This window comes from Maritalea mediterranea (assembly GCF_021568695.1).
GTDB lineage: Bacteria > Pseudomonadota > Alphaproteobacteria > Rhizobiales > Devosiaceae > Maritalea > Maritalea mediterranea.
In genome coordinates, this window is sequence record NZ_JAKGTI010000001.1 from 1,433,221 (window position 1) to 1,454,438 (window position 21,218).

Below are 21,218 nucleotides of genomic sequence, written 5' to 3' on the forward strand. Positions count from 1 at the left end.
TGAAAAGGCAGAGGCAATAAAATGGCAATGACAGCTAAATCTACAATCACCGCTGAGGCGATTGTTGATCGTAACCTGACCCTTGAAATTGTACGCGTGACGGAAAATGCCGCCATTGCGGCCGCTCATTGGCGCGGCAAAGGCGACGAGAAATCGGCGGATCGCGCGGCCGTGGAAGCCATGCGCGAGGAACTAGGCAAAATCTCCGTGGATGGCCGTGTTGTGATCGGCGAGGGCGAGCGTGACGAAGCGCCCATGCTGTTTATCGGTGAAGAAGTGGGCATTGGCAAAGGGGCAAAAGTCGACATTGCTGTGGACCCGCTTGAAGGCACCACGCTGTGCGCCAAAAATCAGCATGATTCGCTTGCCGTTTTGGCCATGGCGGAACGTGGCGGGCTGTTGCACGCACCGGATGTCTATATGGAAAAAATCGCAGTGGGCCCCGGCTATGAGCCCGGCATTATCGACCTTGATCGCACACCGACAGAAAATGTCGAAGCGGTGGCCAAAGCACGCGGTGTGACGGTCGCAGATATCACGGTGTGTGTGCTGGATCGACCGCGCCATGCTCATATTATCGACGAGCTCCGCGAAATCGGCGCCTCGATCAAATTGATCAATGATGGTGATATCGCTGGCGTGATCCACACCACAGATCGCGACGAGACCGGTATTGATCTGTATATGGGCACCGGAGGCGCGCCAGAAGGCGTTTTGGCTGCAGCGGCACTGCGTTGCGTTGGTGGCCAAATGCAGGGGCGCCTGGTGCTGGACAACGACGAGAAGCGTGCCCGCGCGACGCGGTTGGGCATCACAGATCACGACCGCAAATACGCGGTTGACGAATTGGCCTCCGGCGATGTGCTTTTCGCGGCTACAGGTGTAACCGATGGATCCATGCTGGATGGCGTGAAAATTCGTCCCAAGCATGTGGAAACATCGACCATTGTTATGCGCTCATGGTCCAAGACTGTACGCCAAATCAATGCGCGGCATTTGCGCGATATATAGATCGACCAATTGACGGTTGAAGGCGCGCGATCACTGCGCGCCTTTTTTTTATGCCATTATTTGCTTCACATCATAGGGCGAGACCAGATAGGTTCGCGTTATGTTTGAAGAAAAAGACTTCTTTTTGAAGGTAGAAAAGTCCGTAAACGGACGCGCCTGGATTGACCGGTTGAACGCGGCGCAGATGCGCACAGCGACCGCCATGGCGCAGCAATATGGCATCAGCGAAATCTTGGCGCGCATTCTGGCGGGACGCGAGGTGCCCTTAGATGGTACAGAAGAGTTTTTGCAGCCCACCTTGCGCGATTTGATGCCCGATCCCAGCACGCTGACTCAAATGGATGCGCTTGTTGAGCGGTTGGTACAGGCCGTAGAACATGGCGAGAATATCGCGTTGTTCGGCGATTATGATGTGGATGGTGCTGCCTCCTGTGCATTGATGACCCGCTATCTGCGCGGGGTCGGGCTGGCGCCAGCGACCTACATCCCAGATCGCATTTTTGAGGGCTACGGCCCCAATATCCCGGCAATGGATCAACTGATTGATGAGGGCGCGCAACTCATCATCACACTCGATTGCGGTGCCACTTCTTTTGAACCTATTGCTCATGCGCGCCAACGCGGCATAGATGTGCTGGTGATCGACCACCATCAGGTGGCCCATGAATTGCCGAACGCCAACGCAGTGGTCAATCCAAACCGTCCAGACGATATTTCTGGATTGGGGCATTTGGCCGCCGCAGGCGTGACCTTTATGGTGCTGGTTGCGCTCAATCGGGTGCTGAAAGAACGGGGGAATTCGGGACAATTGCCCAATTTGATGCACCTCACCGATTTGGTGTCGCTGGCTACAATTTGCGATGTGGTGCCCTTGCAGGGATTAAATCGTGCCTTTGTTCAACGTGGGCTAGACGTGATGCGCTCCGGCAAAAATCCAGGGCTTGCAGCGCTTGCGCTGGCGGCGCGCGTATCGGGCCCGCTGAACGCCTATCATCTGGGCTTTTTGCTCGGCCCGCGCATAAATGCAGGTGGGCGAATAGGCGATGCTTCGCTAGGGGCACGGCTACTTTCTTGCGACGACCAGCATGAGGCGATGCATATTGCAGAGCAACTGGAAGGTTTGAATGCGGAACGACAAGCCATTGAAAAGCAGGCTGTGGAAGAAGCTGTGGCGGTGGCTGAAGCCGAAATTGGCGATGGGGAAGGCCCACCCGTTATCGTGGTGGCCTCGCCAGATTGGCACCAAGGTGTCGTGGGGCTCGTGGCCGCGCGGCTGAAAGAACGGTTCAATCGCCCCGCCTTTGCCATCGCACAAAAGGCGGATGGCTCAGGCACCGGCTCTGGCCGCTCCATCCCCGGTGTTGATTTGGGCAAAGCCGTGATCTCTGCGGTGGAGCAAAAATTGCTCACCAAAGGCGGTGGTCATGCCATGGCTGCGGGCATTTCAATTGGATCGGGCGAAATCGGCCATTTCCGAGCGTTTTTGGCGGAAAAATTGGCTGAGAATGTGCAGGACGCGCGCAAACAGAACACGATAAAAATTGATGCCGCAATGACCGCTCGTGGGGCGACGGCTGATTTTATCCATCAAATTGAACGGGCAGGCCCCTTTGGCGCGGGCAATCCTGGTCCATTGTTCGCATTTCCGGCACATCGGGTTGCCTTTGCCGACATTGTCGGTGTTGGCGGGCATGTCCGGATCTCCATCAATTCCCCCGATCGAGCACGGCTGAACGGCATTGCGTTCCGAGCAGCCGATACACCGTTAGGACAAATGCTGCTTAATGCAAAAAATAGTGATCCAATTCATATAGTTGGCGCGTTAAACATTAACCATTGGCAGGGTCGAGAAGAACCTCAACTTAGAATTTTGGATGCCGCAAAATCATCGTAAAAAACGCCTATGGTTGTCTGGGGTGGCAAAAATGTCATTTAAAATCAACAAGATTCCTAAAAGGCTTGAATTTTTCACATTCGCCGATAAAATTTTGAGCACAATTAGGGAGGTCTTGAGCCGGACAAAAAAGGTTAATTCCATCAAGTTTGGCGAAGGTTCAAGAGTATAGCGTATGAGTGATTTGGCATTTGACCAACAGCGGTCGTCACCGACTTTGGCCTCTAAATTTCTGTCTTTTATGTTGCACCGTGCCGCGCGCCGGATCATTAAAGATGTGCCCCATGGCAGTATCAAAGTCATTTTGCCTTCGGGCCGCGTCGGCTATGTGGGGAACCCAGAAAATGCCGGGCCAAAGGCAACGCTCAAGCTCAACAATTTTAGACTTCTGATTGAAGCGGCGCGCCGCGGTACGGTGGGTTTCGCTGCAGCCTATATGAACAAAGACATCGAATGCGATGATTTGTTGGCCGTATTCAAATTCTTTTTGATGAACCGCGAAGCGCTGAGTGAGGCTAAACCGGGCTTTTTCCACCGAGCGGCCAAGGATATGGCCTACCATATTTCGCGGCGGAACACGCGCGAGGGATCGAAAAAGAATATTGCTGAGCACTATGATCTCGGCAATGATTTCTACGAGCTCTGGCTGGACGAGTCGATGATTTATTCATCCGCCTATTATACGGCCGAAAACCAATCACTCACCGACGCGCAATGGGCCAAAAATCATCTCGTTGCCGATTTGGCCGGCGTGAAACCCGGCAGTGATGTGCTAGAAATCGGGTGTGGTTGGGGGGCCTTTGCCGAGACGATCGCCAAAGATTATCAGGCCAATCTGTGCGGCATCACTTTGTCGAAAGAGCAGCACAAATATGGTCTAAAGCGGTTGTCCGATAAAGGGTTGGACAATTTTTCTAAACTGGTGATTGAAGACTATCGCGACACCAAAGGTCAATTTGATCACGTATGTTCCATCGAAATGATTGAAGCGGTAGGTGAAGATCATTGGCCCACATATTTTCAAACCGTCCACGACCGGCTGAAACCAGGCGGCACCGCCTCCATACAGGCGATTGTGATCGACGAGAATGACTTTGAAGAATATCGCAACAATGTTGATTTTATCCAGCGTTATATTTTCCCCGGCGGCATGTTGCTCACCGACAGGGTGATGCGCGAACAGGGCGAGAATGTGGGATTGAAACTTGAGCAGCAAGTGATGTTCGGGCAATCCTATGCAAAGACGCTCGCGACGTGGCGTGAAGCATTTTTGGCCAATTGGGATAAGATCGAGAAACTCGGCTTTGACGAGACCTTCAAACGCAAATGGGTCTACTATCTGACCTATTGCGAGGCGGGCTTCGCCGAGAAGATGATTGACGTTGGTGTCTATCAATATAAGCGGATCGACTGATCGTTGGATTACGGCGTGAAATTGCGCCCCAGATATAGTTGATAGCGATAAATCTCCGCGCCAAATCGCGTGATCGTTAGCTCGTCAATAAGGTGCAGATCATCAAACCTTTGCGTCAGCAGTGTGTTTGATGCCACTTTATCCTTAAGAACCAGCACATCCTGTCCTTTTGCCGCATGGGGCAAGTGCCAATAATCAAATTGTGTAGGACGGCTATCGATTGCAAATATATCCAAATTGCCCGTCGCCAGGCTAAGCATGCTGGCGGACTGGAACCGCAGCGCGGCAATGTGATCGACATCCAAATTGTTCGCCTGGGTCTCCACCCAGTCTGCGATTTCCGGCCAGCCATAGACGCTGGAGGCTTCTTTGTCATAACCTGGAATCCACACAGTGACGGGCGCCACAATATAGTGAAAGCTGGTCAGGGTAATCAAAAGAAGCCCAAATATATAATGCCCCCAAATCGCAAGTTTTGAGCGCATAAGATATGGGATGAGCAGCAATAGGCCCAGATAAGCCAGATCGCTCCAATACCAAAGCGTATAAGCAAAGGCAGAAACGGTGGCAAAGGCGAGGGTGGAGAGCACAAATGTATATTGCACCAGTCGCATCAGATAGCGCGGGGCGTCTTTTGTATATTTGCGACGGAACTGATTGATGAGGGCTGTGATCAGGAAGGGCCCAAACAAGAACCAGGTCGCAGCAACAAAATTAAATAGCGCTATGGGGTTAAACCGGTCTAGCCAATCCGCCCCGTGCCTTTGATTCAAATGAAATCCGAAAGACGCCCAATCATTGAAAAAATTCCACGCCAACAACGGCAACATGCAGGAAAACGTAAGCAAAGCAGCCAGATAAAGATGGGGCGATTTCAATTGCCACCGCAATTTGCTGGAAAACAAGATCACCAAGGCAAGCGCCAGCCCCAAAAAAACTGAACTATATTTGGTGAGGCCCATCAGTCCCAAAAACAGGGCGCCCAGATAAAGACCCCTCAAATCACTTTGTTGGCGTCCTGCGCGATCCAGATAACGCCCTAGATAGAAATAGGCGCCACTGGCCAGAAAAATCAACAAATGGTCGTGATAGATCAGGCTGGACCACACCAGCATGGTGGGAGAGGCATAGAGCATTGTGGCCACAAACAGAAACAAGTGCCCATGAGAAATATGGGCGTCGTTGCTGCGATAATGGCCAATGATCTGCCAAATGAAATAGAGTGTGCCAGCTGTTGTCAGCAGTGTCACAGCACGCATGCCCAAAATATCACTCAGGCCGGCCGCTTGACCTGCTGCAATCAGCCATGCACCCAATGGGGGGTGATCGAAATAGGAGAGCTCGGGCGTTTGCGCCCAGCGCCAATAATAGGCTTCGTCACCGAGCGGTGCCATGCCGAATGTAATCGCCAGTTTTAACAGCAGCAACAGCCCCGCAACCACACCTAGTGATCGAATAGACGGCAAATAGGTTGGTTCTTTGGTCAATTGCATTTATTCAATCTTCTTGTGGCTGGGAATTGGTGCCGAAATAGAGCTGATAGCGGTAGATGGGAAAGCCAAAACGCTCAATATCAATTTCATCTACAAGCTGAATTTGTTCAAATTGGCCCGTAAGATGGTCAATTTTGGCTTGTTCGTCGTGCAGCACGAGCCCATTCTGACCATCAAGCGCGTCCAGATTTTGCCAGAAATCAAATTGGGACTTCTGTGGAGATAGCTCAAATATATCCTGCCGCTTTGCGTGATAATTGAGCTGAGCAACGGTTTTAAACCGGCTGGTGCCGATAAAATCAGCCTGATATTCACTTTCGGCTGCCTTTACAGCTGCCACAACTTGATCCCAGCCATATGTTTTGCCTGTTTCTACGTCATGCACACCAAAAAACGCAGCCAAGGGCAAAAGGCCATAATTGATTGTCACCAACACAGCTGCCACTAACCCCAGCGCAATATGGGGCCAAAGCAGCCAACTGGTCCCCATCAACACAGGGGCCAAGACAATAAGGCCAAGATAGGCAAGGTCAGTCCAATACCAATGGCTTGACACGGTCATCACCATCGACAGCAAAAATGCCATCGTGGTGCCGCTGACAAACAGCATCAGCCATGCCAGCGTGTTGGTGAACTGATTTTCAGCACGGATCAACCGAATGCGGCACAAGCTTAGCGCCAAAAAAGGGCTAAATAGGATGAAGGTGTAAAGGAAATAGCGAATGAAATAATGCGCCGCATAGCTTTGCCACCAGGGTCCAGAATGCCGATCGTAAAGATGAAAGGCGAAAGAGGCAAAATCATTTTGTAAATTCCAAATCAGTGTCGGCGCTTGCAGCGCAATCGCCAGCAACGCGGCAAAATAAAGATGAGGGCGCAGCAGATGCGGCCAGTATCTGGGGGAGCATATAATCACCAGAGCAAAACCGAGCCCGACGAACAGCGCGCTATATTTGGTTAGCGCCGCCAACCCCAGATAAAAGGCCGCCCAATATAGGGCGGCGATGCCGGTGCGGTCATCCGTGGGCGAATCCAGAAAACGCGCATAATTATAGATCGCAGCCAGACTCAAAAAGATCAGTAAATGATCAAAATAGACAATTGTGGTCCAGGCAAAAAAGGTCGGAGAGGCGAGCAGGGCAATCTCGGCGACCAGAAATGCCCTCAAAGGCGCCACAGGGCGCATACGACGCGCGAACAGCCATAACATGTAACTGGTGCCCGCAAAACTGAACAAGGCGCTCATACGGGCGCCAAGAATGCCATCGCCGAAAATCAACTGTGTTAAACCGATCAACCATGCGGCCAGCGCTGGATGGTCGAAATAGGCAAGCTGCGGCCGCTGGCCCCAAACCCAATAATAGGCTTCGTCATCAAGCAGGCCTGCCTGCGTCATCAACAGCAGCTTCAAAAGGATAAATGCCGCGATAATTGCAATCAGCAAACGATCAAAAATGTCCAACTTTTTTAGTGTTTTTAGCGCCATCAAGCTTCAGTCCCGCACCACATGTTCTTTGATGTATAAAGTGTTTACGGCCTTGCCGCCAGCCGAACATCCGTTTCGAGCGGTGCTGGCGCAGGGCAAAACCCGCGAGGTGTCACCGAGCAAATGAATTTAATTTGTAATCAATTTGTTAGGGTGATTTCTTAAAGCACAAAAAAACCGGCCAGAGGCCGGTTTCTTGTCGTTCGTTTGATCCTCACATCATGAGGACCGTTGGTACGCCCTACGGGACTCGAACCCGTGTTTCCGCCGTGAAAGGGCGGCGTCCTAGACCGCTAGACGAAGGGCGCCTCGAACGGTGGTTGTCCGTATATTGACGTTCTTCAAAAGACGCAAGAGGCTTTTTCATTTTTTTTCGTCTTTTTTTCAAAAAACTGACAAAAACCCCGAATTTCTCGCTATCTCAACATCCTTTAAATTGCACAGGTTGTTTATAACCGCTTGGCCGCCCTCGAATATCCACATGAATGAATTTGCGCCCCGGATAACACCCAAGCCCACCCACTTGTGATTGGGTGCGCATAAAGGCAATCAATTTGGATTTTGAGACGCCGGGGATAAAAATATCCGCTGCCATGCATTTCTGGTGATAGGAACCCCACGCGCCACCGACCATGAAATTGTGAATCGGATTGCGGAAGCCAGAGGACACCACAACCGGTCGGCCAAAACGCAACTCGGCTTTCCAAAGGACATAACGTAGCTTGGGCAACAGACAAAAAGTGTTCACATCATCATTGGCAACGTAGATGCCATATTTCTTGTCATAGTGCTTAGAGGCATCAAAGCCGCCCAAGGAGGCACAGCCCGCCAGAATCGCTGAAGTGATCAGCGCGGCAAGCAGCGGGCGCAGCAATGTAGTGAAATGTTGCATGTGGCCAAGCCGATTCCATTAAAGGAGATTGTTTTGCGTTTGGCCAAAAATAAACCGGCGATGCCTAATCGCCGGTTTAAACAAATGGTTAATTTTCTATTTTCAATTTTACCATTCGCCCGTGTTGCTCATGCTGGCCCAGGGCTCTTTCGGTTCTAAATGATCGCCTTCCTGCAAGAGCTCGATGGAGATTTTGTCCGGCGAACGGACAAAGGCCATATGCCCGTCACGCGGTGGGCGGTTGATGGTGTAGCCCATATCCATGAGATGCTGGCAAAGCGCGTAAATGTCCTTTACCCGATAGGCGAGGTGGCCAAAATTGCGGCCGCCATCATATTCTTCCGGGTCCCAATTGTACGTCAGCTCAACTTGAGCGTCTTCATCACCGGGCGCCGAGAGGAAAATCAGCGTGAATCGGCCTTTCTCGTTATCGACGCGCCGATTCTCTTGCAGACCAAGGCCCTCACAATAGAATCGGAGGCTTTCCTCAATGTTCGAAACACGAACCATTGTGTGCAGATATTTCATATTTTGCCTAACTTTTCTGGTGGATTAATTAGTCATGCGACCCAACGAACTGAGCATAAAATCGGTTCCGATAAAACCGCGGGACGTTCGCGCATGTTCAAAAAACCTTGAACAATCAGCCGCTTGGTTGAATGGTTAATAAAAAGCAATTAAACTCTTAACAAATCACTCTGAATCGGACAAACTCGTTTGATTAGGAGTAATTGAGTAACCTGGCTGTGGCGGGCAGGTCAATTTAAGAGGACACGGCAAAATGGGGGCCAAGAGCACACCGGATCTGAATTCCGATTTGGAATATGAGCGCGATCAAAGCAATCTGGACCGGGCGCGCAGTGACGCGGAAGAGGGCTCGGTTGATGTCATCGAGATTTCCGGCACGATCAAATGGTTTGACGTGGCGAAAGGGTTCGGTTTCATCGTTCCAGACAATGGCATGCCCGATGTGTTGGTCCATGTGACATGTCTACGCCGTGACGGCTATAAAACGGCCTATGAAGGCGCGCGCATTGTGTGCGAAGCGCTTGACCGCCCCGGTGGCTTGCAAGCCTTCCGCATTCTTTCCATGGATGAGTCCACGGCCAAGCACCCCTCGCAAATGCCTGCCCCGCGTACCCATGTGGTGGTAGAGCCAACCTCCAAACTTGAGCGTTTGGAAGTGAAGTGGTTTAACCGCCTGCGCGGTTTTGGCTTTCTGTCCAAAGGTGAGGGGCATCCTGATATTTTTATTCATATGGAGACACTGCGCCGCTTTGGTTTAACAGAGCTGCGGCCCGGTCAATTTGTGCTGGCGCGTTATGGCGATGGCCCCAAAGGGCTGATGGTCGCTGAAATTCGTCCAGATGATTGGGGCGAAGCACCGTCTTCGCACTAGATTGGTAGCCAACATGCTATGGAATCTTGCGCAACGCTCGGTAAAGCTGCTGGGCGTTATTTTTTTGGCGCTGGCGCTAAGCGGTTGCTGGCAAAGCGACAACAAAGTTGTGCTCCGAACTGATCTAGGCGACATTCCGATCACCGTGGAGGTGGTAGACACGCCGGAATCTCGCCGCAAGGGCCTAATGTTCCGCACCAAGATGCCGCGTGACGAGGGCATGTTGTTCGACTTTAAGGAAAGCCGCGAAGTCTCTTTTTGGATGCGCAACACTTTTATTCCGCTCGATATGATTTTCATCGATGAACAGGGTGTGATCAAACATATTCATCAAAACGCTATTCCCCAAGACCCGACGGCCATTCCCTCAAAATATCCAGTGCGCTTTGTGTTGGAGATCAATGGTGGGCTTTCGTCACAATATGGATTGAAGCCGGGGGATCAGGTGCGCCATCCGCGCATGAACGGATAAACGACGATGAAGTGGACGAATTGGCAGGTGGATGCCGCCCAATTGCGCCGCGGCGCAACATCTAAAAAGGCCTACAGCCTTTTGGCCACCACGTCTTTCCTGGAAAGCGCTATTCTGCCCATATCCGTCGATGTGATCGCCTTGCCCATGATGATAGGGGCGCCGAAAAAGGCGCTGACAATTGCCAATATCGCCTTGATTGCTTCAGTTTTTGGTGGCCTTGCAGGCTATCTGATCGGCTACGCATTTCTGGAAACGATCGGCCAATGGATTATCTCCACCTATGGGCTAGAGCGCGCTTTCGCCGAGTTTCAACAAGAAGCCGACCAAAACGCATGGGCCGCGATCTCCGCCATTTTTTTGGGGGCTGTCACTCCGTTACCCTTCAAACTGGTCTGCCTTGGCGCAGGTGTGCTGAAAATCAACCTGCTACTCTTTATTGGCGCGGCCTTCGCGGGCCGTGCGCTTCGCTTTTACGCCTTTGCCTTGGCCTTTTTGCTGCTTGGCGAACGCCTATCGGACTGGGCCGGGCAAAATCTCAAAGCGTTTGGCCTAATCATTGTTGCCGTAACCATTTTGGGGTTTGTGCTGGTAGCTTATTGGCCAAATGGATAGGGCATGCTTGACAGTGTTGGCCATACCGCCCATCAAAGCTGCGAGCGATTGGGGAACATATGACGCACGAGCCAAAAAGCAATAATGACGTGTTGCATCGCGCCGTTGACGGATTAGCCCTTCTAGGGGGTGCCTTGCTGGTGGGAGTTATTCTGGTCAATGTGTGGGCCACTTTGCTCAACGCGCTGGCCATTGGCTTTGCAGGCGACTTTGAATTAACGGAAATGGGCGTGGCGATCGCCGTGTTCTGTTTTTTGCCGCTGTGTCAGCGTGATGGGGCACATTTGGCGGCTGATATTTTTACCCAACGGCTTGGCGAACGGCCGCGCCGCTTGCTGCAGCAGGTGGCCACGTTGGTATCACTCCTGATCGCAACGTTGCTCCTGTGGCGCATGAGTTTTGGTTTGGTCGATCAATGGCGCTATGGCTATCAAACCGCCATTTTGCAATTGCCCCATTGGGTCGCATTCGTGCCGATATTGGCGTCTTTGTTTTTATGGAGCCTTGTGGCACTTGTTCAACTCGGCACCGGCATAAAGGACGCTTCGCATGATTGAGTGGCTGACCAGCGCCTTTGGCCTTGGCCTTTTGGGCACCTTCTTTTTGATTGTGTTGATCATTCTGCGCATGCCGATCGCATTCGCCATGATTCTGGTGGGCGGTATCGGCGTAACGCTGCTCAATGGCCCAGCGATCTTCTTGTCCCAGCTCAAAACGTTGGCTTATGGCCAGTTCTCCATTTATGATTTGAGCGTGGTCCCGATGTTTTTGCTGATGGGCGCGCTGGCCACAAAAATCGGCATGGGGCGTGATTTGTTTCAGGCGGCGCAGGCTTGGCTGGGCTGGCTGCGCGGTGGGGCTGCCATGTCTGCCGTGGCCGCGTGCGCCATTTTCGGCGCTGTATGCGGCTCTTCGTTGGCGACGGCCACAACCATGGGGAAGGTCGCGCTGCCCGAACTGGAACGCCTGAAATATGCTGGAAGCTTGGCCACCGGCACCATCGCCGCAGGCGGTGTGCTGGGCATATTGATTCCGCCGTCCGTTGTGTTGGTGATCTACGCAATCATCGTCGAGGCAAATATCGTCACTATGTTTATGGCCGCTCTGGTGCCCGGTCTGATCGCAGTTGTGTTTTTCCTGATCGCCATCGCCATTGTAGTGCGCGTGCGGCCCCAGCTGGCGCCCAAAGCAGAACGGATCAGCAAACAAGCGCGCCGCGGCGCCACCTATGCGGTGTTGCCGGTGCTGCTTATCTTTGCCGTGGTCATTGGCGGCATTTATCTTGGGCTCTATAACCCAACCCCCGCCGCCGCAATTGGTGTCTTTCTCGTGGCCGTCTATGGCCTTGTGCGCAAACAACTCAACTGGGCAGATGCCAAATCTGCCCTGTTTGATACGGCCCGCACCGCCGGCATGATCTATTTGATCCTCCTGGGCGCCGAAATGCTCAAAATCTTTATGTCGCGTGCTGGCGTCCCGCAAGCCGCTGCGTCCTGGGCCATTGAAAGCGGCTTGCCCGCCTTTTCCATTCTGATTGCGCTATTGATCGCGCTGATCATCCTCGGCTGTCTGATGGATTCCCTTTCGATGATCCTTTTGGTGGTGCCATTTTTCTGGCCGGTGCTCGTGGAAGTGAATGGCGGGCTTTATCAAGGCGCGGACGGTGCAGCCTTTGGCATGAGCACCGAGGATCTGAAAATCTGGTTCGGCATCCTTGCGCTGATAGTGGTTGAGCTGGGGTTGATCACGCCACCGGTAGGCATGAATGTGTTTGTGATTTCAGGTCTCAGCAAAAACACAACAATGGCTGAGACCTACAAGGGCGTCATGCCGTTTTTCACTGTGGAGCTATTGCGCGTCGCGCTCTTGCTGGCGCTGCCGGGTTTGGTGCTGTTTGTCCCGCATTTGCTGCAAGGATAGGGCGAGCAAGCTGAACCGGTTAGGTCGAATTATGCATTCTGCCCAGCACCCCCGGAATATCGGCGTCATAGCCGCTGAGCTGGCCCATATGCCAGGTTAATACCTGATTACTGGAGAGGCAGGGCAGGCCGGTCGTCTGCTCCATCTCATCAATAATATCGACAGTGCGCAGATTGGTGCAGCTCAAAAAGACGGCGTCAACATCTCCTTGGGCGGCTAGTTCTTGCGCGGCGGCGCGGATCGAGGTGGCGGAAATGCGCACAACTTTTGATTCCTCCGGTTCCTCAAAGCTGCCAAAAACGGGTGTCGCCACACCGGCGATCTGAAGAGCGTCTCGCAGCTTGACCGATACATCCGCCACATAGGGCGAAAGCAGCGCCAACCGGTGAATGGACAGGTTTTGGCAGGCGGCGATCAGCGCCGTCAGCGGATTGGTCACATGGGCAGTGCTGCGGCCCGCGCGCACATAATTGGCCACCATGTCGGCGCCAATTTCTGCCGCGCCAGAGGTACACCCATAGCCGATACAGTCAAACTGCGCTGCCGGCGGCAAAAGTGCTGCCGCCCCCGTCAACCGGGAGGCCATTGCAGCCAATGTTTCGCGGGTCACCGCATCCCCTGATGGGATTCGCGTGGTATGTAGCTCAACCCGCCCAGGCATCAAGCGTCGCATGTCCTGCTCAAGGGTTTCGTCCGCCTGCAACACAATTAGACCGAGCGCAGGCTTAAGATCAGGCACCGTTTCATACTCGATTTTCATCGCAACACCTCCAAATCTGCACCCGCGCGCGGACTGAGAAAACGACAGCCACTCTCGGTGATCACGATGTTTTCTTCATGAACCATCATCCGGCCCGGTGTCGTCTCTATGCCTGGCTCCAGGGTTATGACCATGCCCGGCCGCAATTCAGTGTGATCGCCCGGAATGAGCGAAAGCCCCTCGGTCAATTGCATGCCGAGGCCGTGGCCCAATCGCCCCGCATCCGATCCGCCCGCGCCGCCAGTCAGGACGTCGTCCATGGCGTGAAATAATTGCGCGGCTGTTGTGCCGGGGCAGGCTATATCGGCCGCCCGATCGATAGAGTCAATCAGCCGCGCCTGTGCATTACGAGCAGTGTCAGAAGCGGTTCGGATGGCAAAGTTTCGGTCGAAATCACAGAAATAGCCATCAAAAACCGCGCCAGTGTCCAGCATCAATACGTCGCCATCTGCGAGGGGGCGCTCAGTCGCTGGCGAAATCACATCGGCATAGCCCTCCGGGCCGGCGCCACCTGCCAGATAAGGCACCCAATCGGCTCCTTCATCGAGAAGCAATTTCTGGAATGCACGAAAAACCTCTGAAAGCGGGGTGCCCAGACCGGCAATGTCTGGCACTCGGGCAAAGGCACCACCCGCGATGGTGCAAGCCGTGGCGATCTTTTCAATTTCAGCAGGGGATTTGACTGCGCGAAGCATTGCAGTGATCCCGTTATCCGAAACGATGCTCCCCTTTGTTGCCCTGTCGATCCGCCGCCAATCCGCCTGCGGAACCCGGACAAAGGTTTCAGGCCCGGATGGTATGCCAATTTGTCCGGTGCCAGCGACGGCGTTCAGCGTGTCGCTGAGCAAGCTCACGCCATCATCGATAGGATGGGGCGCACACCAGGTTCGGATATCCTCAATCCAGGTCTGGGCCATCAGGGCGGCTCCAATGCTGGGGATCACGGCAATCGGCTTGCCACTGGCGGGAATCACAAGAAACCACGGTCGGGAAGGGCTCTCCCAGAAGCGGGTCAAAAAGCCAGTAAAATATCGAATCTCTGCCTCTGTCGTCAGGAGGAGGGCGGCGAGACCGTGCACTTGCATTTGCGTCTGCGCGCGGGCCATTCGAGCTTCAAATTCGCTCACCGGAAATCCGCGCGTCACGATTCTGGCCCTTCGCTGAGGATGGTGAGGACGACTGAATTCGAATCAAGGCCAAGCTTTGCTTTCTGCGCATTGGTTGACGACAGCAGCGCAGCAATGCCCGCAGCTCCGGAGGGTGCAGATGTCATCCCGGCGTCTTCCAACGCTTTCGCCCCGGCCTCACCCTCACTTTCAGAAAGCAGCGCAAAGGCATCCGCATCGCGGGCCAGTCCCTTGAGCGCGATGAGCGACGGCATCTTGCAGTCCAGCCGCCCCATAGCGCTGACGGGGCCGTTGCTCTCCACTGGGGCACCATTCTTGATTGATCCGTGTAGTGCTGGTGCCGCGTCGGGCTCGACCACAATAATACACGGCGCGTCACCCCAAGCCTTTCGGGCAAGCGCAGCGCACGCCCCGGCGAGGCCGCCAACGCCGGCCTGTAAAAAGATATGTGTGGGTGGCGTCGGCATTTGGCGAATGGCCTCTGCCATCAGCACCAAATAGCCTTCCATCAACCGATGGGGGCGATCAAAATAGCCGGGCCATGAACTGTCAGACAGCAGCGCCCAACCATTTTCCTCGGCAGCTTGATGCGCAGCAGCCATGCTGTCTTCATAGGTCGCACCGGCGCGACAGACCTCAGCGCCATGATCGCGCAACCGCGCGGCAAAGCTTTCGGGCACACTCTCTGCCAGATAGATCACTGAGGCGGCGCCAAAGGCTTGCGCCCCGGCAGCGACCGAAAGGCCGTGATTGCCTGCACTAGCCGCCACATAAGTGCGGCCCTCATGTTCACCCTTCTCTTTGTCGCAGGCAATCACATAGGCCGCGCCCAGCGCCTTGAAACTGCCCAGCCCCATCCGGTTGCGCTCATCTTTGATCCAAAGTTGGGCGATACCGGCCTGTGTGGCCAGCGATTTTGCGTCAGTCAGCGGGGTTTCCGCGTGTAGTGGACAACGCTCCACCAGCGCTTGCGCGCGTTGCGCGTCAACAGAAGGCTCAGGACTGTCGTTGAGATCAGAAACCAGCGCAGGGCGCGCAATTTTCAAAACATCCATTCGGCACTCCCCCAATTATGCGTGTCACCGCTAATCTTGTGGGGTTTTGGCCGTGTAAGCAAGGATGAACTTGGATGGACCGCAACTGCCCGAATGCGGCAGAAGCGGGCGCATTGCTTTTATATATTGCGAGATGGCAAAAATATCGCGAAATGCCTTGATTTTCGCCATCCAGCGAACGTTATGTAGACGGAGCGCCTTTTCGTCAAGCGCGCCGAGTTTCCGTTCAATTAGCCGCCAATCATAGGTGCGAAATGTGTACCCAAATAATAGGGCCAAACAACTAATCCGAACAGGCCCTGAATAAAGTTGAGGTTTAAAAAGCCGATTGTAAATAACCAGCCGACAAACCAAAGCATGCCGGTGCCAGAATGTTGTGTAATGTTGATTTTACGTTCCATTTTCTCCCCCAGAGTTAAGGACAATTGAGATGTGGGGAGTGAAATGGTTATTTCAATAGAGGTTAATTAGTTACACTTCACTTGTAACGAACAATTCACACGAAGCGATTGGGTTCATCATTAGTCGAGAGGGAACCGCGATATAGTGGCGATCCCGGCAGGACTCGAACCTGCAACCTATTGATTAGAAGTCAATTGCTCTATCCAGTTGAGCTACGGGACCCAGAAAAGCCAATGATTATTTAGTGGGTCCAGGGCGCTTTGCGATCAGACCGGAAATTGTCAGCGTAGGCGACTTTCTTCGGTGTCGTATCATGGGGCTGCTGCACCACATATTCAATGCCCTTGCGCTTGGCATAGCTTTCGGCCTCTTCAAGGCTGTCAAAATTCAGCTTGATCTGCGAAGTCATGTCAGTTGAAGAGGTGTATCCCATGAGGGGGTCGATCTCACGTGGGGCTTCGGGCTCAAACACCAACACCCAGTGTTTCGATTTGCCTTTGCCAGATTGCATGGCATTTTTGGCTGGACGAAAAATACGTGCTGTCATGATCTGTTTGTCCCCATTTTCTCGTGATGGTCGGAGCAGCAAGATTCGAACTTGCGACCCCTGGTACCCAAAACCAGTGCTCTACCAGGCTGAGCTATGCTCCGACGCTTCACACGAGATGTGATCACCGGACAGGGCTTTACACATTCTTGTGACGTCAGGCAAGTCATGATAGTTGCCCTTTTGAAAAAAAGTGCATTTTTTTCCAATTTATCACAAAAGGCGGCCCCTATGGTAAACATATTCACAGGTCCTGATCTCAAGAGGTGGTCGCCCATCACCTATCTGTTCATTCTGATTTTTGCTCCAGCCATCTTTTTTGTCACCGCCATGTGGATAGATGCGCCTGTGACGAACGCCTTGACCAATTGGCCGCCGCAAATCATCAACTTTTTCGAACTGCTTACTCGTTTGGGCGAATCGGACTGGATATTGATTCCCACACTATTGTTTTGGGGTGTTGCCCCTGTGAGCAACCTTTTGCCGTTGGGCTATCGTCTACAATGGCGGCTGCGGACCTTTGGTGCAGGTTGCGGCTTTGTTTTTGCCGCTGTGGCTCTGCCGGGATTGGTCTCGGCCTTGATCAAGCGCGGGCTTGGCCGGGCGCGGCCTGTGCATATGGACGAACTTGGTACGTTGCATTTTTCGCCGCAATGGGGGGATTGGACGTTTCAATCTTTTCCCTCTGGCCACACAACCACCGCCTTTGCTTTGGCAACTGCCATCTATCTTCTAACCGGACGCTGGGGCGCACTGGCCTATATCGGCGCCGTTCTGATCGCGCTTTCGCGCATCGTCGACGGTGTTCATTATTTCTCAGATGTAGTTGCGGGAACGTTTTTAGGAGTTGGCGGCGCCCTGTGGGTCTATCACCAATACCGCAAGCGCAAATGGGGCTTTGACGGGCACAAAAAAGGGCACCGCCTAAGATGGGCGGTACCCTACAAAATCTAAACCAACCCAGCTCAGTCCAGCTTTATATTAGCCATTTGGCGGTAGCGTTCAAAACCGGCCGACAAATCGGCCTGCAGGTCCTCTATGCCTTCTAGGCCGATATTCAGTCGAATCAAGTTGCCGTCATGGGGCCATTGTGTCACTGAACGCTGGCTGGAAATTTTGACAGGCAAAATCAAACTTTCGAACCCGCCCCAACTATAGCCCATGGCAAAAAGCTCCATGTCGTCGACCATCGCTGCGACGGCCTCTTCACCTGCTGGCTTAAGAATGAGTGAAAACAGCGCGCCTGGCCCAGTAAAGTCTCGCTGATAGATATCATGCTGTGGGTGCTGCGGCAGAGCAGGGTGCAGGACCGTTTCGACAAGGGGATGCTTTTCCAGCCATTTTGCCATCTCCAGCGCCTTTTGCCCTTGCTCACGCATGCGCAACTCCAGCGATCTCAGGCCGCGCGCGATCAAATAGCTGTCGTCCGGCCCCACGCAAACGCCCAAGGCGCGGTAGGTATTTTGTACCCGTTTTTCGTAGGTGGCATCTGTGGTGATGGTGCCAAACATGATGTCAGAGTGACCGGAGAACATTTTTGTACCGGCATGGACGACAATATTGGCACCTAAATCAAGTGGCTTATAATAGAGCGGAGAGGCCCAGCTGTTGTCAGCAATGATTGCGATTTCCTTCGGGCCACATACGCTGGCGATCGCGGGAATATCTTGAACCTCAAATGTAAGTGAACCGGGCGACTCAACCATGACCGCTTTGGTATTGGGCTGAATTAGCTTTTCAATGCCCACGCCAATCGTCGGATCGTAATAGCGCGTCGTCACACCCATTTTTTCTAATATCGAATCGCAAAATTGTCGGGTGGGTTCATAAACTGTGTCACAAACCAACAAATCATCACCTGTCTTTAGAACCGCCATCAGTGCGGTGGTGATCGCACTCACGCCCGATGGTGCCAAAAAGGTCTGCGCGCCATTCTCCAACTCGGTCACCGTGGACTGCACTGCATCATTGGTGGGGTTGCCATGTCGCCCATATCCATAGGGACGCTTATGCCCCTTTAGTTGATCATAGCTTTGAAAAATCACCGTCGACCCGCGCACGATCGGCGGATTCACGAACCCATATTGCTTTTCCGGGTCACGGCCGTAATGCGTAACTATTGTTGCAGGACTTCTTGGTTTTGAATTGGTATCGTCAGAGTTCATTTATTTTACCACTACCAAACATTTTTTTCTATCTGTGCGCATTACTTACCTGAGATTGGGTAGGAATTGCATTACTTTTATCAACACTCTTGACCGCAAAGCAAAAGTGCTTTTCGATAGCGCTTGTGCGCACAATCAATTGTGCAGCACGCAAAGCCTCCATCCAAGGAGGGGGAGGCAAAATAATTAAAAGGGTTAGGAAAAAGGCAACGTTATGAACAAAAAAATCGTAACAATCGCACTTGGTGCAGCGCTGGGCCTTACAGCGTCAGCCGCCTATGCGGACACTTTGGACGACGTGCAGGAAAAGGGATATATCCAGTGTGGTGTGTCGCCAAGTACTCCAGGTTTTGCGTCTCCAGATGAAAACAACAATTGGTCAGGTATTGACGTTGACTATTGCCGCGCAATGGCTGCTGCAATTTTCGATGATCCAGAAGCTGTGCGTTTCACACCTTTGACATCTAAAGAGCGTTTCACCGCGTTGTCTTCAGGTGAAATCGACGTGTTGTCACGCACAACAACCTGGACCATGAGCCGCGACACCAACTTGGGCATCAGCTTTGCTGGCGTTATGTTCTATGATGGCCAAGGCTTTATGGTGCCGAAGGATCTTGGCGTGAACTCAGCAACTGAACTGTCAGGCGCTGCTGTATGTATCGAAGCCGGTACAACAACAGAACTGAACGCTGCTGACTATTTCGCGACCAAAGGCATGGACTACAACCCAGTTGTGTTCGAAGACCAGGACGAAGTTGTGAAGGCCTATGATGATGGTCGCTGTGACGTGTTCACAACAGACTCATCAGCCTTGGCTGCAGAGCGTTTCTCTTTGGCAGATCCTGATTCACACAAGATCTTGCCTGAAATCATCTCAAAAGAGCCATTGGGCCCATCAGTTCGTCAAGGTGACGACGAGTGGTTCAACATCGCGCGTTGGGTATACTTCTCACTTCTTGAAGCTGAAGAGTATGGCGTAACCCAAGCCAACGTTGATGAGATGCTTGGTTCAGAGAACCCATCTGTACGTCGCTTGCTCGGCGTTGAAGGTGAGTTTGGCTCATATATCGGCCTGTCAAATGACTGGGCATACAACATCATCAAGCATGTTGGTAACTACGGTGAAATCTATGAACGCAACGTGACGCCAATCGGCATCGCACGTGAAGGTTCATTGAACGCTCACTGGACACAAGGTGGTATTCAGTACTCACCACCAATTCGCTAAACCGAATTGAGTTGTTTGGCTCGGCGCCCATCGGCGTCGGGCCATTTTTTCGGGGGAGGGCAATGCCCGCCAATAGGTGAATGAAAACACCTAGATAAGACTACTCAACAATAAGAAAAAGGGTAGCCATGGCCAAGAGTCAGGAACAGCTGCAGCAACGCCGCAGCTTATCATCTCTAATATACGACCCGCAATTTCGGTCCTACGCGTTTCAGATTCTGTTGCTCGTGGTCCTGGTTGGGTTTGGGTGGTGGATTGTTCAAAACACCATCGCCAACCTACAGGCACAGAACAAAACGACAGGCTTCGATTTTCTGGATTCAACAGCCGGCTTTGATATTGGATTTTCGCTGATCCCATATAGCCGGGCCTCCACTTATCTCGATGTGTTTTATGTGGGGATATTAAACACATTACTTGTGGCGATTACCGGTATTGTCCTTGCGACAATGCTTGGGTTTGTCATCGGTATCGCGCGGCTTTCATCCAACTGGATCATTGCGCGGCTTGCCACGATCTATATTGAAGTCATCCGCAACCTGCCATTGCTGTTGCAATTGTTCTTCTGGTACTTCGCGGTGCTTAAATCCATGCCGTCGGTACGCGATAGTTTGGAAATCATTGGTGGTTCCGTCTATTTGAACAATCGCGGGCTTTATCTGCCAGATCCAAACCCAAATGATGCGTTCATGTGGGTGCAGATCGCGGTAGTTCTCGTTCTGATCGGCGGTTTTTTCTTGCAACGCTGGTCAATCCGCCGGGTTGAAGAAACGGGCCAACGTTTTCCATATATCCCAGTTTTCATTGGGTTGTTGATCGTTGTGCCCACGCTCACATGGTTCGTGACCGGCGCTGCGCTTGACGTCAATTATCCAGAGCTGAACCGGTTCAACTTCCAAGGGGGCATTCAATTGCCGCCAGAATTTGTGGCGCTTCTGTTTGGCTTGGTGATTTATACCGCCGCCTTTATCGCAGAAATTGTGCGGGCGGGTATTGTCTCTGTGAGCTCAGGGCAAACAGAGGCTGCTCAATCACTGGGCTTGAAGGATCGGGACCGTTTGAACCTTGTGGTGATCCCACAGGCGATGCGGGTTATCGTACCGCCATTGACCAGCCAATATCTGAACTTGACCAAAAACTCATCACTTGCGGTGGCGATCGGTTATCCGGATATTGTGAACGTGTTTATGGGCACGGCGCTCAACCAATCCGGTAAAGCGGTTGAAGTGATCTTTATGACAATGGCGGTGTATCTCACCTTCTCATTGCTCACTTCGATAATCATGAACTGGTACAACGCGCGTATTGCGCTAACAGAGCGGTAGAGGGAGGCCCGTT

21 protein-coding genes and 3 tRNA genes are annotated in these 21,218 nt (G+C 52.7%); 11 read left to right on the forward strand and 13 right to left on the reverse strand.

Features of this window, described 5'->3' with window-relative positions; all coding sequences use genetic code 11:
- The first annotated feature begins 21 nt into the window (after nucleotides 1-21).
- The 3 genes from glpX to L1I42_RS06970 all read left to right on the forward strand — a co-directional run bounded on the left by glpX (nucleotide 22) and on the right by L1I42_RS06970 (nucleotide 4,319).
- Entirely contained in the window at nucleotides 22-1,011 is a 990-nt protein-coding gene (glpX, locus tag L1I42_RS06960) for a class II fructose-bisphosphatase (RefSeq protein ID WP_236113760.1), read from the forward strand.
- 100 nt (nucleotides 1,012-1,111) lie between these two features.
- Nucleotides 1,112-2,905 (forward strand): single-stranded-DNA-specific exonuclease RecJ, encoded by a 1,794-nt coding sequence (recJ, locus tag L1I42_RS06965; protein ID WP_236113761.1) that lies wholly within the window; start codon nucleotides 1,112-1,114, stop codon nucleotides 2,903-2,905.
- Nucleotides 2,906-3,080: 175 nt separating this feature from the next.
- Nucleotides 3,081-4,319 (forward strand): SAM-dependent methyltransferase, encoded by a 1,239-nt coding sequence (locus L1I42_RS06970; protein WP_236113762.1) that lies wholly within the window; start codon nucleotides 3,081-3,083, stop codon nucleotides 4,317-4,319.
- Between the two features lie 8 nt (nucleotides 4,320-4,327).
- On the opposite strand, the gene L1I42_RS06975 is transcribed toward L1I42_RS06970, so the two are convergent.
- From L1I42_RS06975 to L1I42_RS06995, 5 genes are all read right to left on the reverse strand, one after another.
- Nucleotides 4,328-5,812, reverse strand: a complete 1,485-nt coding sequence (locus L1I42_RS06975) for an ArnT family glycosyltransferase (RefSeq protein ID WP_236113763.1) — start codon at nucleotides 5,810-5,812, stop codon at nucleotides 4,328-4,330.
- 4 nt (nucleotides 5,813-5,816) lie between these two features.
- Nucleotides 5,817-7,298, reverse strand: coding sequence for an ArnT family glycosyltransferase (locus L1I42_RS06980; RefSeq protein WP_236113764.1), 1,482 nt, complete (start codon nucleotides 7,296-7,298; stop codon nucleotides 5,817-5,819).
- Nucleotides 7,299-7,530: 232 nt separating this feature from the next.
- Nucleotides 7,531-7,606, reverse strand: a tRNA-Glu gene (locus tag L1I42_RS06985).
- A gap of 113 nt (nucleotides 7,607-7,719) precedes the next feature.
- On the reverse strand, nucleotides 7,720-8,190 hold the full coding sequence (locus L1I42_RS06990; RefSeq protein WP_236113765.1) for a YcbK family protein: 471 nt from the start codon (nucleotides 8,188-8,190) through the stop codon (nucleotides 7,720-7,722).
- Nucleotides 8,191-8,298: 108 nt separating this feature from the next.
- Nucleotides 8,299-8,718, reverse strand: coding sequence for a VOC family protein (locus tag L1I42_RS06995; protein ID WP_236113766.1), 420 nt, complete (start codon nucleotides 8,716-8,718; stop codon nucleotides 8,299-8,301).
- 253 nt (nucleotides 8,719-8,971) lie between these two features.
- Between L1I42_RS06995 and L1I42_RS07000 the strand changes: the two genes are divergently transcribed.
- From L1I42_RS07000 to L1I42_RS07020, 5 genes are read left to right on the forward strand one after another with little or no spacing between them, the layout of a single operon-like run.
- On the forward strand, nucleotides 8,972-9,589 hold the full coding sequence (locus tag L1I42_RS07000) for a cold-shock protein (protein WP_236113767.1): 618 nt from the start codon (nucleotides 8,972-8,974) through the stop codon (nucleotides 9,587-9,589).
- Between the two features lie 13 nt (nucleotides 9,590-9,602).
- On the forward strand, nucleotides 9,603-10,061 hold the full coding sequence (locus L1I42_RS07005) for a DUF192 domain-containing protein (protein WP_236113768.1): 459 nt from the start codon (nucleotides 9,603-9,605) through the stop codon (nucleotides 10,059-10,061).
- A gap of 6 nt (nucleotides 10,062-10,067) precedes the next feature.
- Complete coding sequence (locus L1I42_RS07010) at nucleotides 10,068-10,676, forward strand: YqaA family protein (protein ID WP_236113769.1); 609 nt, start codon at nucleotides 10,068-10,070, stop codon at nucleotides 10,674-10,676.
- A gap of 59 nt (nucleotides 10,677-10,735) precedes the next feature.
- The gene (locus tag L1I42_RS07015) at nucleotides 10,736-11,233 is read left to right on the forward strand and encodes a TRAP transporter small permease (RefSeq protein WP_236113770.1); all 498 of its coding nucleotides are present in this window, start codon (nucleotides 10,736-10,738) and stop codon (nucleotides 11,231-11,233) included.
- Nucleotides 11,226-12,596, forward strand: a complete 1,371-nt coding sequence (locus L1I42_RS07020) for a TRAP transporter large permease (RefSeq protein ID WP_236113771.1) — start codon at nucleotides 11,226-11,228, stop codon at nucleotides 12,594-12,596. Before L1I42_RS07015 ends, L1I42_RS07020 begins: the two co-directional genes overlap by 8 nt.
- 19 nt (nucleotides 12,597-12,615) lie before the next feature.
- Here L1I42_RS07020 and L1I42_RS07025 read toward each other — a convergent pair whose 3' ends face one another.
- The 7 genes from L1I42_RS07025 to L1I42_RS07055 all read right to left on the reverse strand — a co-directional run bounded on the left by L1I42_RS07025 (nucleotide 12,616) and on the right by L1I42_RS07055 (nucleotide 16,591).
- The gene (locus L1I42_RS07025; protein ID WP_236113772.1) at nucleotides 12,616-13,356 is read right to left on the reverse strand and encodes a maleate cis-trans isomerase family protein; all 741 of its coding nucleotides are present in this window, start codon (nucleotides 13,354-13,356) and stop codon (nucleotides 12,616-12,618) included.
- On the reverse strand, nucleotides 13,353-14,462 hold the full coding sequence (locus L1I42_RS07030) for a M24 family metallopeptidase (protein WP_236113773.1): 1,110 nt from the start codon (nucleotides 14,460-14,462) through the stop codon (nucleotides 13,353-13,355). The genes L1I42_RS07025 and L1I42_RS07030 overlap by 4 nt, the downstream gene beginning before the upstream one ends.
- A gap of 35 nt (nucleotides 14,463-14,497) precedes the next feature.
- Nucleotides 14,498-15,538 (reverse strand): pyridoxal-phosphate dependent enzyme, encoded by a 1,041-nt coding sequence (locus L1I42_RS07035; RefSeq protein ID WP_236113774.1) that lies wholly within the window; start codon nucleotides 15,536-15,538, stop codon nucleotides 14,498-14,500.
- A gap of 230 nt (nucleotides 15,539-15,768) precedes the next feature.
- Complete coding sequence (locus L1I42_RS07040) at nucleotides 15,769-15,939, reverse strand: hypothetical protein (RefSeq protein ID WP_236113775.1); 171 nt, start codon at nucleotides 15,937-15,939, stop codon at nucleotides 15,769-15,771.
- Nucleotides 15,940-16,085: 146 nt separating this feature from the next.
- Nucleotides 16,086-16,162 (reverse strand) — tRNA-Arg (locus tag L1I42_RS07045).
- Nucleotides 16,163-16,181: 19 nt separating this feature from the next.
- Complete coding sequence (locus L1I42_RS07050) at nucleotides 16,182-16,487, reverse strand: ETC complex I subunit (protein WP_236113776.1); 306 nt, start codon at nucleotides 16,485-16,487, stop codon at nucleotides 16,182-16,184.
- 27 nt (nucleotides 16,488-16,514) lie between these two features.
- A tRNA-Pro gene (locus L1I42_RS07055) sits at nucleotides 16,515-16,591 on the reverse strand.
- Between the two features lie 16 nt (nucleotides 16,592-16,607).
- On the opposite strand from L1I42_RS07055, the gene L1I42_RS07060 reads away from it, so the two are divergent.
- Complete coding sequence (locus tag L1I42_RS07060; RefSeq protein WP_236113777.1) at nucleotides 16,608-17,441, forward strand: phosphatase PAP2 family protein; 834 nt, start codon at nucleotides 16,608-16,610, stop codon at nucleotides 17,439-17,441.
- An 11-nt stretch (nucleotides 17,442-17,452) separates the two neighbouring features.
- Here the strand turns inward: L1I42_RS07060 and metC are convergent, their stop codons facing one another.
- Nucleotides 17,453-18,652: a cystathionine beta-lyase gene (metC, locus tag L1I42_RS07065; RefSeq protein WP_236113778.1), complete on the reverse strand. Its 1,200-nt coding sequence runs from the start codon at nucleotides 18,650-18,652 to the stop codon at nucleotides 17,453-17,455.
- 214 nt (nucleotides 18,653-18,866) lie between these two features.
- On the opposite strand from metC, the gene L1I42_RS07070 reads away from it, so the two are divergent.
- Together L1I42_RS07070 and L1I42_RS07075 are read left to right on the forward strand one after the other, a co-directional pair.
- Nucleotides 18,867-19,880: an amino acid ABC transporter substrate-binding protein gene (locus L1I42_RS07070; protein WP_236113779.1), complete on the forward strand. Its 1,014-nt coding sequence runs from the start codon at nucleotides 18,867-18,869 to the stop codon at nucleotides 19,878-19,880.
- A gap of 128 nt (nucleotides 19,881-20,008) precedes the next feature.
- On the forward strand, nucleotides 20,009-21,205 hold the full coding sequence (locus tag L1I42_RS07075; RefSeq protein WP_236113780.1) for an amino acid ABC transporter permease: 1,197 nt from the start codon (nucleotides 20,009-20,011) through the stop codon (nucleotides 21,203-21,205).
- Nucleotides 21,206-21,218: the final 13 nt, after the last annotated feature.

What these genes read in the sequence shown, in the direction of transcription:
- L1I42_RS07000 (WP_236113767.1), top strand. Translation starts at nt 8,972, where the DNA reads ATGGGGGCCAAGAGCACACCGGATCTGAATTCCGATTTGGAATATGAG.
- L1I42_RS07020 (WP_236113771.1), top strand. Translation starts at nt 11,226, where the DNA reads ATGATTGAGTGGCTGACCAGCGCCTTTGGCCTTGGCCTTTTGGGCACC.
- L1I42_RS06980 (WP_236113764.1), bottom strand. Translation starts at nt 7,298, where the DNA reads ATGGCGCTAAAAACACTAAAAAAGTTGGACATTTTTGATCGTTTGCTG.
- L1I42_RS07035 (WP_236113774.1), bottom strand. Translation starts at nt 15,538, where the DNA reads ATGGATGTTTTGAAAATTGCGCGCCCTGCGCTGGTTTCTGATCTCAAC.
- L1I42_RS06995 (WP_236113766.1), bottom strand. Translation starts at nt 8,718, where the DNA reads ATGAAATATCTGCACACAATGGTTCGTGTTTCGAACATTGAGGAAAGC.
- L1I42_RS06975 (WP_236113763.1), bottom strand. Translation starts at nt 5,812, where the DNA reads ATGCAATTGACCAAAGAACCAACCTATTTGCCGTCTATTCGATCACTA.
- L1I42_RS07015 (WP_236113770.1), top strand. Translation starts at nt 10,736, where the DNA reads ATGACGCACGAGCCAAAAAGCAATAATGACGTGTTGCATCGCGCCGTT.
- L1I42_RS07025 (WP_236113772.1), bottom strand. Translation starts at nt 13,356, where the DNA reads ATGAAAATCGAGTATGAAACGGTGCCTGATCTTAAGCCTGCGCTCGGT.
- L1I42_RS07075 (WP_236113780.1), top strand. Translation starts at nt 20,009, where the DNA reads ATGGCCAAGAGTCAGGAACAGCTGCAGCAACGCCGCAGCTTATCATCT.
- L1I42_RS07040 (WP_236113775.1), bottom strand. Translation starts at nt 15,939, where the DNA reads ATGGAACGTAAAATCAACATTACACAACATTCTGGCACCGGCATGCTT.
- L1I42_RS07005 (WP_236113768.1), top strand. Translation starts at nt 9,603, where the DNA reads ATGCTATGGAATCTTGCGCAACGCTCGGTAAAGCTGCTGGGCGTTATT.
- L1I42_RS06990 (WP_236113765.1), bottom strand. Translation starts at nt 8,190, where the DNA reads ATGCAACATTTCACTACATTGCTGCGCCCGCTGCTTGCCGCGCTGATC.
- metC (WP_236113778.1), bottom strand. Translation starts at nt 18,652, where the DNA reads ATGAACTCTGACGATACCAATTCAAAACCAAGAAGTCCTGCAACAATA.
- L1I42_RS06970 (WP_236113762.1), top strand. Translation starts at nt 3,081, where the DNA reads ATGAGTGATTTGGCATTTGACCAACAGCGGTCGTCACCGACTTTGGCC.
- recJ (WP_236113761.1), top strand. Translation starts at nt 1,112, where the DNA reads ATGTTTGAAGAAAAAGACTTCTTTTTGAAGGTAGAAAAGTCCGTAAAC.
- L1I42_RS07070 (WP_236113779.1), top strand. Translation starts at nt 18,867, where the DNA reads ATGAACAAAAAAATCGTAACAATCGCACTTGGTGCAGCGCTGGGCCTT.
- L1I42_RS07050 (WP_236113776.1), bottom strand. Translation starts at nt 16,487, where the DNA reads ATGACAGCACGTATTTTTCGTCCAGCCAAAAATGCCATGCAATCTGGC.
- glpX (WP_236113760.1), top strand. Translation starts at nt 22, where the DNA reads ATGGCAATGACAGCTAAATCTACAATCACCGCTGAGGCGATTGTTGAT.
- L1I42_RS07010 (WP_236113769.1), top strand. Translation starts at nt 10,068, where the DNA reads ATGAAGTGGACGAATTGGCAGGTGGATGCCGCCCAATTGCGCCGCGGC.
- L1I42_RS07030 (WP_236113773.1), bottom strand. Translation starts at nt 14,462, where the DNA reads ATGGCCCGCGCGCAGACGCAAATGCAAGTGCACGGTCTCGCCGCCCTC.